Origin of the sequence: Formosa sejongensis, assembly GCF_033447105.1 — a bacterium.
Classification (GTDB): domain Bacteria; phylum Bacteroidota; class Bacteroidia; order Flavobacteriales; family Flavobacteriaceae; genus Formosa.
In genome coordinates this window covers 266,590-285,105 of sequence record NZ_JAWQUN010000004.1, presented here as the reverse complement: position 1 = coordinate 285,105, position 18,516 = coordinate 266,590, and the positions used below count along the sequence as shown (strand labels likewise).

17 protein-coding genes are annotated in these 18,516 nt (G+C 34.0%); 4 read left to right on the top strand and 13 right to left on the bottom strand.

Features of this window, described 5'->3' with window-relative positions:
* Positions 1-300 precede the first annotated feature (300 nt).
* From R6X41_RS07020 to R6X41_RS07000, 5 genes are all read right to left on the bottom strand, one after another.
* Positions 301-801, bottom strand: a complete 501-nt coding sequence (locus tag R6X41_RS07020; protein WP_318498748.1) for an RDD family protein — start codon at positions 799-801, stop codon at positions 301-303.
* Positions 802-882: 81 nt separating this feature from the next.
* On the bottom strand, positions 883-1,581 hold the full coding sequence (locus R6X41_RS07015; RefSeq protein ID WP_318498747.1) for an SMI1/KNR4 family protein: 699 nt from the start codon (positions 1,579-1,581) through the stop codon (positions 883-885).
* Between the two features lie 203 nt (positions 1,582-1,784).
* Positions 1,785-2,942 carry an exonuclease domain-containing protein gene (locus tag R6X41_RS07010; RefSeq protein ID WP_318498745.1) on the bottom strand — a complete coding sequence of 386 codons (1,158 nt, stop codon included), beginning with the start codon at positions 2,940-2,942 and terminating at the stop codon, positions 1,785-1,787.
* A gap of 751 nt (positions 2,943-3,693) precedes the next feature.
* The gene (locus R6X41_RS07005; RefSeq protein ID WP_318498752.1) at positions 3,694-6,189 is read right to left on the bottom strand and encodes an ABC transporter permease; all 2,496 of its coding nucleotides are present in this window, start codon (positions 6,187-6,189) and stop codon (positions 3,694-3,696) included.
* 47 nt (positions 6,190-6,236) lie between these two features.
* Entirely contained in the window at positions 6,237-6,926 is a 690-nt protein-coding gene (locus R6X41_RS07000; protein ID WP_318498743.1) for an ABC transporter ATP-binding protein, read from the bottom strand.
* A gap of 27 nt (positions 6,927-6,953) precedes the next feature.
* On the opposite strand from R6X41_RS07000, the gene R6X41_RS06995 reads away from it, so the two are divergent.
* Complete coding sequence (locus R6X41_RS06995; RefSeq protein WP_318498741.1) at positions 6,954-7,697, top strand: arylesterase; 744 nt, start codon at positions 6,954-6,956, stop codon at positions 7,695-7,697.
* Between the two features lie 1,835 nt (positions 7,698-9,532).
* The gene (locus R6X41_RS06990) at positions 9,533-10,294 is read left to right on the top strand and encodes a glycerophosphodiester phosphodiesterase (protein ID WP_318498740.1); all 762 of its coding nucleotides are present in this window, start codon (positions 9,533-9,535) and stop codon (positions 10,292-10,294) included.
* A 272-nt stretch (positions 10,295-10,566) separates the two neighbouring features.
* Here the strand turns inward: R6X41_RS06990 and R6X41_RS06985 are convergent, their stop codons facing one another.
* The 3 genes from R6X41_RS06985 to R6X41_RS06975 form a co-directional block, all read right to left on the bottom strand.
* Positions 10,567-10,836, bottom strand: coding sequence for a CBU_0592 family membrane protein (locus R6X41_RS06985; protein ID WP_318498738.1), 270 nt, complete (start codon positions 10,834-10,836; stop codon positions 10,567-10,569).
* A 119-nt stretch (positions 10,837-10,955) separates the two neighbouring features.
* Positions 10,956-11,825 carry a helix-turn-helix domain-containing protein gene (locus tag R6X41_RS06980; protein ID WP_318498736.1) on the bottom strand — a complete coding sequence of 290 codons (870 nt, stop codon included), beginning with the start codon at positions 11,823-11,825 and terminating at the stop codon, positions 10,956-10,958.
* A 132-nt stretch (positions 11,826-11,957) separates the two neighbouring features.
* Positions 11,958-13,262, bottom strand: a complete 1,305-nt coding sequence (locus tag R6X41_RS06975) for an APC family permease (RefSeq protein WP_318498734.1) — start codon at positions 13,260-13,262, stop codon at positions 11,958-11,960.
* A 258-nt stretch (positions 13,263-13,520) separates the two neighbouring features.
* On the opposite strand from R6X41_RS06975, the gene R6X41_RS06970 reads away from it, so the two are divergent.
* Together R6X41_RS06970 and R6X41_RS06965 are read left to right on the top strand one after the other, a co-directional pair.
* Entirely contained in the window at positions 13,521-13,679 is a 159-nt protein-coding gene (locus R6X41_RS06970) for a YqaE/Pmp3 family membrane protein (protein ID WP_318498733.1), read from the top strand.
* A 6-nt stretch (positions 13,680-13,685) separates the two neighbouring features.
* Complete coding sequence (locus tag R6X41_RS06965) at positions 13,686-13,982, top strand: hypothetical protein (protein WP_318498731.1); 297 nt, start codon at positions 13,686-13,688, stop codon at positions 13,980-13,982.
* A gap of 69 nt (positions 13,983-14,051) precedes the next feature.
* Here the strand turns inward: R6X41_RS06965 and R6X41_RS06960 are convergent, their stop codons facing one another.
* The 5 genes from R6X41_RS06960 to R6X41_RS06940 form a co-directional block, all read right to left on the bottom strand.
* Entirely contained in the window at positions 14,052-14,882 is an 831-nt protein-coding gene (locus tag R6X41_RS06960) for a phospholipase A (RefSeq protein ID WP_318498729.1), read from the bottom strand.
* Positions 14,883-15,226: 344 nt separating this feature from the next.
* Positions 15,227-16,282 (bottom strand): NAD(P)-dependent alcohol dehydrogenase, encoded by a 1,056-nt coding sequence (locus R6X41_RS06955; RefSeq protein ID WP_318498728.1) that lies wholly within the window; start codon positions 16,280-16,282, stop codon positions 15,227-15,229.
* A gap of 2 nt (positions 16,283-16,284) precedes the next feature.
* A complete protein-coding gene (locus R6X41_RS06950; protein ID WP_318498726.1) occupies positions 16,285-16,710 on the bottom strand; it encodes an OsmC family protein in 426 nt (141 codons plus the stop codon).
* Positions 16,711-16,738: 28 nt separating this feature from the next.
* Positions 16,739-17,833 (bottom strand): alkene reductase, encoded by a 1,095-nt coding sequence (locus R6X41_RS06945; RefSeq protein WP_318498724.1) that lies wholly within the window; start codon positions 17,831-17,833, stop codon positions 16,739-16,741.
* Positions 17,834-17,918: 85 nt separating this feature from the next.
* Complete coding sequence (locus R6X41_RS06940) at positions 17,919-18,497, bottom strand: Crp/Fnr family transcriptional regulator (protein WP_318498722.1); 579 nt, start codon at positions 18,495-18,497, stop codon at positions 17,919-17,921.
* Between the last annotated feature and the right edge of the window lie 19 nt (positions 18,498-18,516).

Sequence of the window (18,516 nt, the reverse complement as noted above, 5' to 3'; positions counted from 1 at the left end):
AAATTATTTGAGAAAACAATGTTATATTTATCATCGGAGAAAGGGTTTTTGTGGTGCACCACAAAGGTAACTTTGCGGAACAAAATTTCCTTTCTCTTTTTTTAAACGTTTAGGACGCTATTGGACAAAAATAAAATAAATCAATATCGTTTGATGTATTATTCATATGTCATCTTTACGTCATTTGTCAATTTGGCGAGGTGTTTTTTCAATAACCGCTAATGGTTTTGTGTAAGAACCCTTTGTTTTAGCACTAAACTGCAATTATTTTTATATGGTGTTGTGAGCTGGTTTTTCTATTCACGATAATATAATTCCATATAACCATAGAAGTCCGTAAATATTGGCAATTCCGAAAACTATTCCGAAAATCAGCTCTTTATTGATTCGATATTTATTCAATTCCGAACTTAATGTTTTTAAATTTAATTCCGTTTCAATTCCGATTTTAGTTTCCGCAATTCGATCTCCAATTCTACGTGATGGACTAACAAATGTAAACATCAAATCGATTGGGATAATTGGCAAAAAATTCCGCAAAGAGCTTTTCCATTCAGACGTTTTTTCGTTATTCAGATTTTGAACTTGAATTCCGAAAAGTCTTTTTCCGATACTTTTTCCATTTAGAAAGTCCTTATTCATTGCGATTGGATAGACAATCATCATTGCTAGGAATAGATTATCAGTCAGAGCAACAATCAGAAATCCGATTATTCCCATAATCAGATAGTCAACTACAAATGCATTGATTCTATTTTCTAATAATGATTTCAGAAGATGGTTTTTTTTGCTTGCACCCAACGGTCTTGCTATGAAGCCGTAGGCTTGTGTTGCGCCTGCGGCAAGACTATGCTTTATTAGCTATTGTTAGATAATGTTTTTCTAGAGATCCCAGAAATTGTATATGATTTTATAGTTATTATCAGGGTCTATTTTATCGAAGTTTTCAGTATTTCCAGTCTCTAAATAATCTGTTAAGCAGTTGATAAAAGATGAAAAATTAGAAAACCAATTTTTGGTTGATGTTGCTTCCTTAGATTCTGTAGCAAAGGAGATTGAATAAAGAACAATTGGGGGATTAACTTTATCTTGCTTTGTGTCAAGACAGATGTGCCATTCATGATTAACAATTCCAAAAGGAATTAATCCTTGTTCCAATAATTTGGGATATGATATTAAGTTTTCTTCAAACAGATACTGTTTTAAATACTTTAAATTTGCTCCTTCAGGGTTTCCAATAAGTGAAATAGCATTGATGTCATAATCATCAATCTCACACATTTTTTCAATATCACTAAGCTTAAGTACAGTGCCAAATGATCCAGGGATTGCAAAAACATAACCTACGGTTACCATAATATCGTAGAGATTTACAGAGTAGTGAGCTTTGTATAAATTTTTAAATGCTTCTGGTAATGTGCATTTAAGTCTCTCTTCTATTTCAATAAAATGATGGTCTTTTATGTTGCTGGGTTTTAACACTTCAGTCCAGTAATTCTCAGCACTAAAAATATTTTCTTCCACAAAATAATCTTTTTGTCTAGAGTAATAAGCTTTAAAAAAATCAGTTTCAGGTTTCATTTTATCTAATATTATCTAACGTCTCTGTATATGGCTCGTAGCGTGCAAATTAAACAATTAGTTTCGGATGAAGCACGAGCCAAATTTTTAAATTTTTCTTATTATCTTTTTTTACTAATAAGCCAAATTTAAAAATTTGGCGGACCCGAAAATACACCTTAACTTCGATTAAGCAACTGCCTAGCTATGAGCTATATACGTTGTTATGTGGCGTATTTTTCGCAAAGTTGCTCAAAATTCCGATTGCTCAATATCTTAATTTGACAGTTTTTATTTTCGTTTAAATTCTGGACTTTTTGAATTTTCGACCACCCAAAATCCGACCCAATAATTACAAAATCGACTTTGCTTGTAACTCCTGATTTAATCACTCCGCCATTATCTACAATAAAGTCTTTAGCAACATTTCTATCCGTTGTTATGTCTCCCGTGAATACAAAACCTTTTCCTTGAATTTCTATTTTCTCAACTTCTTCTTTTGTCATAGAATAGGTTTGAATAATATCGAGATTTTCGTTCTTTATTTCTGCGCTTTCTTGTTTACGCTCTATTTTTTGTTTCTGTTCGTTATGATTTAGATTTCCTATAAGTTCTTTATAGTTTGGATATTGTTCAATTAATTCGCCAAAAATCATTGCACAAGCTTTCGCATCTTTTTCTGGGTCGTGATTATTTTCAAATTCAACGTCAAATCTTGTAGTTAGTTCCTCAAGTTTTTTCGGAATCCCCAATTTTTCCGCAATTCGCATTGTATCCAAATATTCAATGTCATAATTGGTTATTGAGTAATGTGCAAATAAGTTTTTTAGTACACTCAAATCCATACTTGCGTTATGGAATATTACTAAACTATCATTAAAGTAATTTGATAATTCTAATTCCCAAAGTTCATCAAAGGTCATTGCATAATCAACATCTTCCGCTGTTATTCGGTGAATTTCTATGTTTCTTGATTCGAAATTTTCGCCATTTGGTGGTTTGATGTGAAAACTTGTTTGATATGCAATTCGGTCATTTTTTATAAATACTAAACCTAAAGCGCAAGCACTAACTCTATTTTTATTAGCAGTCTCAAAATCGATTGCTATAAAGTCAAATTTGTTTTCAAAATATTCTGGAAAATTATGTGGATTTTTGAACTCGCCAGTTTTCATTTTTTCAAGAATTGCATTTTCGTATTGTGTTTTAAATACTATTCCGTTTGATTTAGCTTGTCGATACCACTTTTCCAAATGAGGTGCGAATTGAAACTCCACAAAATTGTAAAAAAGGAATTCATTTTCCGTTTGAGGATTTATTCCGCTGATTGTAATTTCAACCGGATTTTCTATTTTTTCTTTCTTCTTGAATAGATTAAACATTGGCTTTTGCTTTAATTTTGATGAATAGCCCTAATATGCCACATAACAATTATATATAACACATATGTGCTATATAGCTCAAATATAAGATATATGTTACATATATCTTTTATAAACCTGTATGGACAGCATAGTGAAGGAATAAATTACTATAACAATGATTTGTTTAACCCATTATGCATTTTAAATAATGATAGTTTTAAAACCTAGTAACTCATGAATCTTTAATTTCAGGTTCTCATTGATAACTAACGTTATATAAATACAGATTTGTAATCCAATAACATTATTTTACTGTGATGCACTTTATGTAATACTGAAATCGAAGATTCAACGGAATTAAACGAGTTCAGTATGACGGCTTATTCATGAAAACGTAACCTGAACTCCATTGATCATCTCCTTTTTATTTTAAGCTGAATTTCTGGGTTATATTCTTTAGCTGTTATAATACCGGGTATAGCCGTTTCTGTAAGTCGATTACATGATGTTGTTTAAAGTGGATGGTTCCTTTTATTTTATTCCTATACTTGGATGGATTTGGTTAATCGTTCTTTTAGCTACAGATAGTGAAGTTGGCCCTAATAAATGAGGAAACAATCCAAAAGGCTTTGGAAACGATACCGCTATCGATTCTATTGGAGAAGCATAGGTTTCGTTTTATTAGTTAAAACATATATATATATTAAAAAAGGTGTTATAAATCTAACATGATTATAACACCTTTTTCTTATTTCAATACAAATTAAAATTACGCTTCTTTACGCAACACCTCTAAAGGCGAGCTTTTTAGTACCGATTGTATATTACTTAAACCAATAACTAACACCAACAGTGTTATTCCTGGCACAAAAACAAGAAACGGAATTGCCGATGGTACAAACGGTTCTTTAAAGACTAAGAGTGCCAAACACAAGCTACTTGCTAAGGCCAAAATAATTCCGACTAAACTTCCTAAAAGTCCTAAGAAGAGATATTCGAAGGCTGAGATTTGTAAAATCTGTTTGTTCTTAGCGCCTAAAGTTCGCAATAATACATTTTCTTTAATACGCTGATATTTACTGGTTCTAATCGATCCAATTAACACAATAATTCCAGTAAACATACTGAAGAAGGCCATAAAATTAATCACCCAAGAGACCTTATCTAAAATGTCTTCTACAAGCGAAAATACTTGTCTTAAATCAATAATAGATACATTCGGGAAACTGCTAACTAAATCTTGCTGTAAGGCAGCCGAACTGGCTTCGTCGGGCACCAAAGTGGTTAGTACGTTAAACTGTGGCGCATCTTCTAAAATACCTGCAGGAAATACAACCGTGAAATTAAGCTGTACCTGAGACCAATCAACTTGTCTAATACTCCCCACCGTCGTTTCCATAAGTACACCTTGCACATTAAACACTACAGGATCTCCAACATCTAATTTTGCATCTTCCGCCAAATTATCTGAAATAGAAACCACCACGGGATCTCCAGGTTTTAATCTGGGTGTCCACTCGCCTGCTATAATCTCCTCAGAATCTAATAAGGTATCGCGATAAGTGGTTCTAAATTCATGACTTAATACCCAACCGCGAATTTGTCGTGTACTGTCTTGACGAATTTCATTTACCGATCTGCCATTAATGTTTTGCATACGCATAGTCACCAACGGAATATCACTAAGTACAGGTAAATCTCTGGATGTAATACGCTGAGAAATCGCCTCACGTTGTGCCGGTTGCACATCTAGGATAATAATATTCGCATTCTCGGACTGACTACCGACTTCGGTTTTAGCTAATAAAATGTCTTTAGTAAAGTATAACGTACTTATTAAAAACGTCCCCAAACCAATGGCAATTACTAAGACTACGGTTTGATTATTTGGTCTGAATAGATTCAGTAAACTTTGTCGTGCTGTAAAACTCCAGTGTTTCGGGAAATAGCGTTTTATAAGCTGAATACAACCTATCGCCACCCCCGCTAAAAGTGCAAATGTTATCATGGTTGCCCCCACAAAACCTAAGGCAAATACCGCATCTTTAATGAGCCACAATGAAAATAAGAACAGGAATATTATAATGGCAGCGAATACTGAAAAACGTACGATTCGTGGTTCTTGAGCCCCATCTTCACTCACTCGTAATACATCTAAAGGCGATACAAACCAGGTGCGAAGCAATGGTAAGAGTGCAAATAAAACGGACATAAACAAACCGAGTAGTATGCCTATTAAAATAGGAATAGCCGAAATACTAATCTCTAAGGTAAAGGGTAAAAAATCTTGTAGTAGATACGGAAATACCAACTGCAGCCCCACTCCTATTAATGCACCAATAGCACCACCAAGGATACCAATTCCTGCAATTTGAATAAGGAAAATAAGGAAGCTTTGGAGTCTAGACGCCCCCATACATTTTAAAACCGCAATGGCTTTTAGCTTCTCTTTAATATAAATATGTACCGAACTCGCAATACCAATACACCCCAATAATAAGGCTATAAAAGCAGCCAGATTTAAGAAATTGCCCACATTATCATAACGCTTACCTAAACGTCTAGACGTACTGGTATGTGTGTCTAAATCGGCATTTTCTAGATCCAGCATCGGTTCCAGTTTGTTTTCCAATCGTTGTAAATTTACCGTATCTGAAACCTTATAGTAGTATTGGTATTCTTTCCGGCTTCCAAATTGTAATAGCTTCGTTGCTTCTACAAACTGACGTGGAATTATAACCGGTGGTGCCACAGAACTTGAAATAGCCGAATTCCCTGGCATAGATTTTAATGCCCCAGAAATCGGTAAGGTGAGTTCACCAATTTTTATAGAATCGCCTGGTTTTACATTAAATTGCAACATTAAAGTCGCATCAACCAATGCTCCACCTAAAGACTGATAACTATCTACTGCAGAGATAGGTTCGGCGTCTATTTTTCCATAAAACGGAAAGTCACCTTCAATACCCTGAACCTTAACTAATTTGGTGCCGCCGTTTTTAGGAAACACAATCATAGACACAAAATTCACTTCGGAAGCTTCCGGTTTTAAGGAATCTATAATCGCTAAAGCACGTACTGTAGGTTCTTGTTTAGAGTCGATTATATAATCGGCCCCCATTAAGGTTTTAGACTGACTCTTTAAATTATCTTGTAAATTAGAACTGAACAATTGAATAGAAACTACCGCAGCAATTCCTAAAATAATAGATGCCATAAACAGTAGCAAACGGACTTTACTCGCTTTGGCATCTCGCCAAGCCATTTTAAAAAGCCAATCTAATTTTATGTTTTTTGTCGTATTGGAATTCATTAAAGTGCTGTAGTCGATTGGTTCGTAATTATTTTTCCGCCTTTTAGTTTTAAGATGTGTTGCGTACGATTGGCTAACTCTAAATCGTGCGTAATAATCACCAAAGTGGTGCCGTTTTCTTTATTTAGCTCAAAGAGTAACTGAATGACCTTTTCTCCGGTTTCTTCATCTAAATTCCCAGTTGGCTCATCGGCAAACAATATCGATGGCCTATTTGCAAAGGCACGCGCTAAAGCCACTCGTTGCTGTTCTCCACCAGAAAGCTGAGATGGATAATGATGAACACGCCCACCCAAACCTACTTTTTCTAATAACTCTAAACTTTTTTCAGTCGCGTTCTTTGCCCCTTGCAGTTCTAAAGGCACACTAACATTTTCAAGCGCTGTTAAGGTTGGCAATAATTGAAAATTCTGAAATATAAACCCCACCTCTTTATTCCGTAATTGTGCACGCTCATCTTCATTCAACGCCGCTAAATCTTGTCCGCATAACTCCACTGTTCCTGCATTTGCTTGATCCAAACCAGCGCACAAGCCTAATAAGGTTGTTTTTCCACTTCCCGAAGGTCCAACAATAGAAAATATTTGGCCTTGCTCTACATCAAACGAGATGTCGTGTAATACCGTTAATTGTTTGTTACCGCTGGTATAAGTCTTTTCTAACCCAGTTATCTTTAATATCTTTGACATCTAATCTTTTAATTTAAATCACTATTTATGTGCGAGGCTCAAAATAAACAATTGCAATCAAATCAACCGGTTTTACGCTTCCAGAAACTCTTAAAGTTTTGTTATTTTATTTTGGCGCTTCTACTCTATTCTTGTGGTGATGGAAAAGCAAAACAAACGACTGAAACGCAAGCTTCTGAAAATCAAACAGAACAAGCAGAAACGCCTGAAACTAAAAGCAAAACAATTTTATGTTTCGGAGATAGTATTACCGCAGGTTACGGTTTAGATGATACAAACGATGCGTATCCAGGAATCTTACAAGATACTATAGATGCTCTAAACATTGATTATACCGTGATAAATTCTGGTGTGAGTGGTGAAACGAGTGCTGGAGGAAAAAGTAGAATTGATTGGGTGATAAAGCAAACACCTACTGTATTTTTATTAGAATTAGGTGCTAATGATGGGCTACGTGGTGTGCCCATTACGGAAACCCGTGCTAATTTGCAGGCCATTATAGATGTAGTAAAAGCTAAAAGTCCGGATACTAAAATCGTTCTTGCCGGTATGCAATTACCACCAAATATGGGAACTGAGTACACCACCGATTTTAAACAGCTTTTTATTGACTTGGCAGCAGATAACAATATTTCGTTTATTCCGTTTATTTTAGAAGCTGTTGGAGGTAATCCAGAGCTTAATCAGCGTGATGGCATTCACCCGAATATTGAAGGCCATAAACTTGTGGCTAATACGGTTTGGGAGGTTTTAGGACCTTTGGTGATGTAGAGGTTGTTTTTTTACAACGTTCGCATTCATCGAAGCGTCAACCTGAATTAAGTTCAGGTTCTCACAAGTGGCTAACGCCTTTTAATACATATTTATAACTTTAAAATATGTGATGTGATACTGAAATAAATTCAGTATGACGGATAAATTCTAGAAGCGTAAACCTGAAGATATCTATTATTTATTGTTCTTTTTTCCTTGATGAAAAAATGAACCAAAAAAATCAAGGCTGCATTAACTTTTGGAAACAATCACGGATCATTCGCTATATTTTAGGAAACATTGTAACTACTTTACAATCTTTTGAAGTTATTTTATGACCTTAAATTTTAATTATATGTATTACTAAACACCTAAAATATAACAGCTCTATGCTCCTATTGTTTTAACCAAAATTTAATGAGGCCTAGTTTAATAACCTGATTTTGGTTTATATCCTATTTACGTAACGACTGTTATTTAAAAAATCTTATGTTGCTGTGATGCTCGTTATGTAATACTGAAATAGAAGATTCAATGGAGTTCAGCATGAACGGTACTTTCATCGAAGCGTCAACCTGAACTCGTTTCAGGTTCTCACAAGTGGCTCACGTTATGTCAATCAATATATTTACAAGGTGATTTCCTTATGTTATTGTTATACTCTTTATGTGATACTGAAACAAGTTCAGTATGACGGCACATTCATCGAAACGTCAACCTGAATTTAGTTCAGCGTCACACAAAGTAAATTCAACAACCAAAGGTTAAAATCTGGATTCTTTAAATAACAACACAGCGTTCTAAAATCTAACCACTTTTATGCTTTATACTTGAACATGAATGGTTATCGAGCGCAGTCGAGATATCCTTAAAAAAGCTTTCGACTCCGCTCAAGCACCATAACATAAAATATATGTGTTTGCATTAATCTTATATCTAAACACTTATATGCTGTATACTTGAACATCAATGGTTAACAAGCGCAGTCGAGATATCCTTAAGAAAGCTTTCGACTCCGCTCAAGCACCATAGCGTAAATATATGTGTTTGAATTAATCTAATATCTAAATACTTTTTTCCTATACACTTGAACATGAATGGTTATCGAGCGCAGTCGAGATATCATTAAGAAAGCTTTCGACTCCGCTCAAGCACCATAACGTAAATATATGTGTTTGAATTAATCTTATATCTAGATGCTTTACACTTGAACATGAATGGTTATCGAGCGCAGTCGAGATATCCTTAAGAAAGCTTTCGACTCCGCTCAAGCACCATAACGTAAATATATGTGTTTGCATTAATCTAATATCTAAATGCTTTTATGCTTTGTACTTGAACATGAATGGTTACCAAGCGCAGTCGAGATATCCTTAAGAAAGCTTTCGACTCCGCTCAAGCACCATAGCGTAAATATATGTATTTGAATTAATCTAATATCTAAATACTTTTTTCCTATACACCTGAACATGAATGGTTATCGAGCGCAGTCGAGATATCCTTAAGAAAGCTTTCGACTCCGCTCAAGCACCATAACGTAAATATATGTGTTTGCATTAATCTTATATCTAGATGCTTTTTATACTTTATACTTGAACATGAATGGTTATCGAGCGCAGTCGAGATATCCTTAAAAAAGCTTTCGACTCCGCTCAAGCACCATAGCGTAATTATATACATATTGCTTTATGTCCTCATCCTGAATTTAGTTCAGGTTCTCACAAGTGGCTCACGGTATTTTTAATCCGAATGCTATCATCCTTAAACTAAACGTTCCTTTTCTTAACGTTTAAGTCATATGTAGAGCCTTAATTTGTAGGCTTATTTTTATAAAAACATTCGACTTCATCTTTATGAAATTCCTCCTAGCCTTTTTATTCCTTCTCAGTTTTAGTCTTAGTACCGCACAGCCCACAGATCCTATTTTTATTGGGCATCGCGGTGGTTTTTTACCAGGTATTCCTGAAAACAGCTTAATGGCTTTTCAGCATTGCATAGCAGAACATGTCGCTATGATTGAAACCGATATTCAACTGACTAAAGACAAGCAAATGGTGTTATTTCATGATAAGTCATTGTTACGTATGACGGGAGTAAACGGTAAACTATCGGAATACACCCTAGCAGAATTACAACAAATGGATCTAGGTTATAATCAATATATACCGACATTAGAAGAGGCTTTGATTATATTACAATCTGGAACAATCAATTTACTGCTCGATATAAAAGCGGGTGACGATTTAGATTACACCACTTTATACACCCTTTTAGAATACTACCAGATGACATCGCGGGTGTTTATTGGCGTGCGCTCATTAAAAGATTTAAAAACTTGTAAAACCCTGAATACGCATATTAAGGTTTTAGGCTTTGTTCCTGGGCCTGAATATATAGACACATTTATAACATCTCAAGCCGATGCTATCCGCATATGGCCAAACTATTTAAAGGAACAACCCGATTTAATCTCTGAAGTTTTACAGCAGCATATTCCCGTTTGGATGACGGTTGGAGCTATGCCAAACCAAGAGATTATGTTATGGGCAGATCAAGGTGTGACGGGATTTATACACGATACACCTAAAGCTGCTGAACTGGCTTTTAAACACTAAAAAGCATTACATTCTAATTATTTTATAACATGTTTTGAAATATAAATCCCGGAGTTAATAAACCTAATACCCATTACCCCATTGCCAATTTTCCGAAATGTCATCTTTTTAAGATTTTTACTAAACACAAAAAGGTTGCCTTACGACAACCTTTTAAGGTAATAAAACAAGTTTAATTTTATTTAGGAGAAGTAAACATTATGCCTGTATTTTTTCATCTATATAATGATAAAAAAAAGCCGTTACATGGTAATTTTCTTCCGATTAAAACCTTATAATTTAAGTTTAGGTTTCATAAAATAACGTTCCCTACTTTTTTCTTTATATAAGGTTAAAGTGGCCATGACACTCCAAATTAAATTAGCCACAAAAGATGGTAAAGCGTTGTAGTAATAGCAATTAATAGCTATTATTATTGCTCCAAAAAGATTTAAGTACTTAGAGTAGTTTACGTACTTATTGTTTTCTATAAGGGTTAGTCCATATGCTAGAACTAAGAAGCCAGAACCTGACCACCCTAATACATCTATTAACAATTTCATTTCACTAAATTTGATTCTTTTTTGTTGTTATATTAAAGTGCAAATGTCTTGTAAGAAGCCTTATTTTAAATGATACAAAAGCATCTAAAAATGGTAATTTTACGCCATTTTCAAAAAATCTATTTAAACCTGTTTCTGAATTCTAAAGGTGTAACCAATTGATGTTTTTTAAAATACTTAACAAAATTTGTAGGCTCTTCGAAACCAAGTGTATATGCAATTTCTTTTACACTATCTGTAGTATGCGCTAACAAACGTTTGGCTTCTAATATAATTCTAGAATCTATCATTTGTTTTGGTGTGATGGCCATTATTTTTAAAGTTGCTGCATTTAAACGTTTTTCTGTAACGCTTAACTGCATGCAATATTTACTAACCGATTTTAGCACATGAAATTGTCTGTCTAATAAATCCCTAAACTTAATAACAATCTCTAAATCTGGCCCTTTATTTATTTTTGTAGATTTTTTATTCTCCCGTTCCCTTTCCGATATTAGCAATAAATTCTGAAGATAATTTCTAAGGATATCAGACTGATAGTTGTTTGTATTCGTTTTTAACTCTGTTTTTATAAGCTGAAAAAAGCTATTGAAAATTTTTGTCAAACCATTACTAACTTCAATATTAGAAATAGCATGCAAATCGTTAAATAGCATACAGCTTCTTAAAAACTTAGTATCAATTTCTGTTTTACAAAAGAAATTATCGCTAAATAAAAGAACCTCGCCATCTATAAGTTCGGTACCATCAAAACACTGCACGCTATTTTTATCTACAAATAAGATGGAGTTTGGCATTATTTCTACAGGATTAAAATCTACCATATGTTTAGGACTTCCTTTCTTAAACCATATAATCTGATAGAATTCTGTTCTATGCGGCACAGTTAAATCATCAAAAGATTTGGCATAAAGTTCCCCTAAGTTTACGACTTCAAACTCATGAAGGACACCTGTTTTAAACCAATACTTTTTTATATCTGAAATCACTTATATCTGTGTTAATTAAAAAATGCAAAAATATGCTATTTTTAGATTGCAAATAACAGCTATTCTATATAGACGATAAAAAATAAAAGGTGCTATGACAGATTCAATCTAGCACGATTTGTTTATTTATTTTTATTCCTTTATTCCCTTCTTAATCCAATTTCTATAAATTTTCTCGATTAGAAAGGACATGATAACCATACCCGCTAAAATCCATAAATGATTTTTAGTTGCAGGATTTTCATCCACTTTTATACAAAGAATAACAAAGGCTACAGCCGTCATTAATGCCGCTAAAGCAGAAAGCCATTTTTTGCTTCCGGTTTCCTTAGCTAAGCGTACATTGGCAATATTCACCATCATAAAAATTAGTAAGAACCCTGCACTACCCATTGTGGCTATTGCTTCTAAAGGAACAAAATTAGCAACTATAATTGCTAATCCAGCCGTTATAATAGTACCGACAAGGTGTTGACCTCTAAAAGAACCTTCCATTTTGGTAGGCAATTCTCCACTTTGAGCAATAATATAGGTGAGTTTACCCGTACTATAAAAGGTTGCATTAATTGCAGAACTTGTTGCCAAAATAGCAGCAATCGCAACAGCAATAAATCCAGACCTACCCAACATTTTCTCTGCAGCTACAGATAATGAATTATCACTATTTTTTGCTATTTCAGAAAAATTAAGATGACCTATAACAACAGAAACAATAAATAGATAGAACGTCATCGCAATTAGAATACCGCCTATATAAGCAATAGGTAATGTTTTCTTAGGATTGGCTACTTCTCCGGATGCGTTGGCTATTAATTCGAAACCTTCATAATTTAAAAAAATAAGCATCGCTCCTGAGATCATACCCAATGGTGATACGTAATTTTGTGGTTCAATTCTAGTCCAATCGGCGTCCATGGTTAAACCTGCTATAATAAATCCTAATAAGATAATCATCTTTACAGCATTAAAAACATTTTCTGAACGCATAACACTTTTACCACCAAAAGCATTCACAAATAATAGTAAAAGTATAACTCCTGTAGTTAGAGCATATCGCCAAAACTCTTGATCGGCTGCCGGAAAAAAACTTGAAGCATAACCTCCAAAAGCATAGGCATAAACAGAGACTAATACAACATAACTAAATAAAAGTAAAATATTTAATCCGCCTGTAAAAGTACCCGTTCCAAAACCTTTATTAAGAAATGATACCGTGCCACCTTCACCTGGATACTTAAGCGTTAAACGCAAATAAGAATATCCCGTTAGTAAAGCAACTAGTCCTGCAATGGCAAATGCAATGGGTGCGCTACCTTTTGCAATTTCTATTGACAAACCTGTAACAGCAAAAATACCACCACCAACCATACCTCCTATACCAATGGATAATGTTGAAAAAGTTCCTAATCCTTTTTTCTTTTCACTTGTATTCGCCATATAGAATTATAAAATTTTTAACAAATATATACATTTTAAAGGGCTCTAAACACTGTTAAAAATTTACTGTGATGATTTAGATTAAAATAAAAAACAGCAAAACTTAAGTCATTTCTAAAAAGACATAGATTGTACTCAAAAAGCCATTAAATGTGATAAAAAACGTTTCTTATTCACTAAAAGCGTCAATAATTTATTGTTTTAAGCTAATCAACAACATGTGTAAATTTTAAATTTGAATATATAAAAATTACAACTATGTCATTACTCACAATTATATTAAATATCCTTTTACCGCCCTTGGCTGTGTTTTTAAAACATGGGATTGGTTCAGCATTATTAATAAGTATAATACTTACTCTTTTAGCGTGGTTACCGGGTGTAATTCATGCTTTTTATGTTAACAGTAAAAATTAAAATATTATGAAAAAAGAAGATAAAAAATTACCGTATAATTCTGAAATTACTAAAGAAGATAAAAACATTCTTGGTGATAAATCTGGAAATTTAAGACAAGATAATGGCGACGACGAACTTCTGAAAAAGCGTAAAAACGAACCCGATTTCGCTGCCGAAAATTTAGACATTCCTGGAGCTAGTCCTGCAAGACCTTTAACAAATGGAAAACCACCACGTGATGAAGAAAATAAACATTATAGCTTAGGTAGTGATCATAACGAAAATCTAGAACTCGATATTGAAAATACTAAGGATGAATAAAAGCAATTCTTAATTACACTAAAAAACGGATCCATTATTAAGTTATAAGTGGATCCGTTTTTTTTTAAATTATTTGACTCTAGGTTTTAAAAAGTCTAATTCATTAGTTTTAATAACAAAACCAACTCTAACCATGCTTGTAAACATATTATAATCCAGAAGACTTTCTGCATAACCTACAAACCACTCGAGCATGAAATATTGGTTTTTAGATTTAAACGGATTATAATATAAACGAGATCGTACGGAACCATTCCAATTCCATTGCAATCCTTTTTTTATTGCAATCTCATAACTAAGTTTATCAGGTTTAATATCATGAGAAAAGGTAATTTCACCTAAGCCTATATAATCTAATAAACCCGGGTTTGCTTCTTCATAGAGAAAAGGAGCCCAAACTTCTATACTTAATAAACTTTTAGGACTTACCGCTGTAGAATATTTTACATTTAAACTGTTCCAACTTCTAGAATATATACTATCCCTCCCATTAGAATTATGGTTTAACATAAGAGAGGCTAGGCCTTTTACGCGATCTTCTTTATCGTAAACTACTTTACTTAATCCTACCGATGGATTAAAATTTAAATCCTCAAACGGACTAGAAAATTCGTAGATATTCCAAAATGCTTTTTGGGTATATGTTAAATACAAATGTGTATCCCACGGTAATGCTTTACGACTTACTAATTGCTTAAAACTAATTTGATACTTAATATCTGCTGTTTCAGAATTGATAGTCGTATTTGTTGGAACCCCCGTAATAATGTAATTATCTTTATGAATGGTGAATGTTGGGTCTTCCTTATAATAGGTATTAACTTCTTCACGGGTATAGGTTTGTCCATAAAATTGTGCGACTATTAAAAATAATGTAATAAAAAGAGAATTTTTTTTCATAAAGATTTAAATCAAATTGATTGTTTTTTTGCGCCAAGTCTAATTTTTTAAAATTGTAATTAGTCTACAACTTCAAGTCGTTTATATCACCTGTTTATTGCTCATGCGTCTTGAACTTAAGACATACTTTTTTTGTAGTTTATAAAAGTCCTTTAAACGTAAATTAGGTGATATTACTTGTAGATAATAATGGCCAATTTTTTTTTGAGCAAAGTTGCGAAATATGAGTACTCAACTTTAATCCGTTTGATTATAGTTTTAATACTATCGCTATCCTTAAAACAAAAAAAGCAGCAATCTAATATCTTTAGTTGCTGCTTTTATTACACTTAAAAAAGACACTTTTATTTCAGCGATTTCATATCAATTACAAATCTATACTTCACATCGTTTTTAATAACACGCTCGTAAGCACCATTAATATCCTGTATGTCAATCAGTTCAATATCACTTGTAATATTATGTTCCCCACAGAAATCTAACATCTCTTGTGTTTCTTTAATACCACCAATTAGAGAACCCGCAATACGTTTACGTCCCATAATTATACTTCCACCGTGGAAAGGCTTTAAAGGCTCTACAGCTCCTACTAATACCATTGTAGCATCAATTTTAAGCAATGCTAAATACGGATCCATTTCGTGACCTACAGGAATAGTATTTAAAATAAAGTCGAAACTTCCTTGATGCTTTTTCATATCGTCTGCATCTTTAGACACTAACACTTCATGAGCACCTAATCTTTTAGCATCATGTCCTTTTTCTGGAGAAGTTGTAATCATAACCACGTGAGCACCTAATGCAGCAGCAAATTTAACCCCCATATGGCCTAACCCTCCTAAACCAATAACACCAACTTTATCTCCTTTTTTTACTTTCCAGTGACTTAACGGCGACCATGTTGTAACACCAGCACATAATAGAGGTGCTGTAGCAGCCTCGTCTAAATTTTCTGGAATACGAAGTACAAATTTTTCATCGACCACAACAGATGTTGAATACCCACCATAGGTCTGTAATCCTTCAAGATGTTTGTCTGGGCTGTTATAAGTCCATGTTGCTCCGTTTTCACAAAACTGTTCTAAATTCTGTTCGCAAGGTGCACATGTTTGGCAAGAATCTACCAAACACCCTACGCCTACTAAATCTCCTATTTTATATGTACTTACACCAGAACCTACTTCTAAAACACGACCAATTATTTCGTGTCCAGGAACTACAGGATAAGTAGAGCCTTTCCAATCGTTTCTCACGGTATGTATATCGGTATGACATACCCCACAGAAGGTAATATCGATTTTTACATCGTCTATACCTACTGCCCTACGTTCTATATCTAACGGTTTTAAATCTTCTGTTGATGCTGTTGCACCATATGCTTTTACTATTGTTGTTTCCAAAATTATGCGTTTTTAAGGGTTACTTTTAATTCAATTTCTGTATTTAATAGTTTTGAGATAGGACAAACTTCTTTCGCTTTATGTGCGATTTGCTGAAACTGCTCTGCGTCAATTCCTGCCACATCACCTTCTAAATTTAAAATGATTTTAGTAATGGCGCCATCTTCAAAATTAACAGTAGCGTCTACGTCTAAAGATGTTGCGGTATAATCGGCTTCGTTTAATAAGAAGCTTAGTTGCATCGCAAAACAACCGGCATGAGCGGCGCCTATTAATTCTTCAGGATTTGTGCCTTTCTTTCCATCTTCAAAACGTGTGTGAAAAGAATATTGTGTTTTATCTAGAACTTTACTTCCTGTAGTTATAAAACCTTGTCCGTCTTTACCACTACCTTTCCATTCTGCATTTGCTTTTCTTGTAAATTTCATAATGTTTATGTTTTAAATTAAACTTAAACTATTTTGAAGCTTTAGGATAATCTGTATATCCTTTTGCTCCTGGGACATAAAACGTTTTTTCATCCCATTCTGCTAAATCCAAATTGTTTTCAAAACGTTCTACTAAATCTGGATTCGAGATAAATAACTTTCCGTAAGCGACTAAATCTGCATCGCCATCATCAAGTACTTTGTTTCCTTTTTCTTGATCGAATGCATTGTTAATCATTAAAGTGCCATTATATAACGGACGGAAATGTTTAGCGATTTCTGTTACGGCAAATGGCACATCAGACACATCTGTGAAAGGTTCAGATAAGTGTACATACGCTAAATTATAATCGTTTAGTTTCTTTATTATGAACTCGAATGTTGGAATAGTTTCTTCGTCTACTGTAATTCCAAATAAGCCGTTTAACGACGGATTAAAACGTACTCCAATATTTTCCTGCGGCATCACTTCTTTTATCGCTTCTAAAACTTCAAAAAAGAAACGTGTTCTGTTTTCAATAGATCCTCCATATTCATCTGTTCTCGAATTAGAACAACCGTTAAAAAATTGTTGAAATAAATACCCATTAGAGGAATGAATTTCTACACCATCGAAACCTGCTTTTACAGCATTTGCTGCTGCGTTTTGAAAGTCCTTAACTGTTCTTTTAATATCTTCAACAGTCAAAGCTTTTGGCGTAACCGTATCTTTGAATCCTTCAGGTGTAAACGATTTTGCATTTGGGTTTATAGCTGAAGCTGATACAGGTAATTCTCCATTATGAAAATCGGGATGCGAAATACGCCCTACATGCCACAATTGGATAAAAATAGTACCCGCTTTATCGTGAACGCGTTTGGTTACATTTTTCCAAGCTTCAACTTGAGCGTCTGTATAAATTCCAGGCGTATTAATATATCCTACAGCCTCTGCCGAAACTTGCGATCCTTCGGTAATAATTAAACCTGCAGAAGCACGTTGTTCGTAATACAAACCTTGTAATTCGTCCGTCGCTACTTTAGCATCATTATCGGCACGACTACGTGTCATCGGTGCCATAACGACTCTATTCTTAAGTGTAATATTCTTGTTATATGGGGTCAATAAATGTTGCTTGCTCATTGCTGTGATTTTTATAAATTTTACTATAATCAAATTTACAATTCACAGTATCCAATATCATTGACCTATATCAATTAAGATAGTTTTAACCTTTCATGGTTTTCCGAACACGACTTAAATTTTCAGGAGATACACCAAGGTAATTGGCAACGTCGTAATTGGCAATTCTGTGCTCTATAGTCGGGTAGGAACTACAAAATTCTATATAACGTTCTTGAGTGTTTTTTTCTTGCGTAGATAAGATTCTTTTCTGCTGAGAGATAAATGCTTTAGTAATTAATATTCTGAAGTAACGTTCGAAAATCGGAGCGTCTTCGTATACGTTCTGAAGTTTATCATGATTTACAGCTAATAACTGAGCGTCTTCAATAGCTTCTATATATAAATTAGAATGCCCCTGATTATAAAAGGCTTCGAAATCGCCAATCCACCAGTTTTCTATAGCAAATTGAAGAATGTGTTTACTGCCTTTTGCATCCATATAATAGGCTTTTAAACACCCTTTTACCACGAAGTATTCATGCATAACGGCTGTGCCTGGTTTTAAGAGGAATGCGCCCTTAGAAATCGATACTTCGTTTAAAGTTGAAAGGAATATCTGAATATCCTCGGTATTCGGATGGATATGCTGACGGATATGTGACACTATTGATGGATGCATCATACAAAGATGCTAAATGATT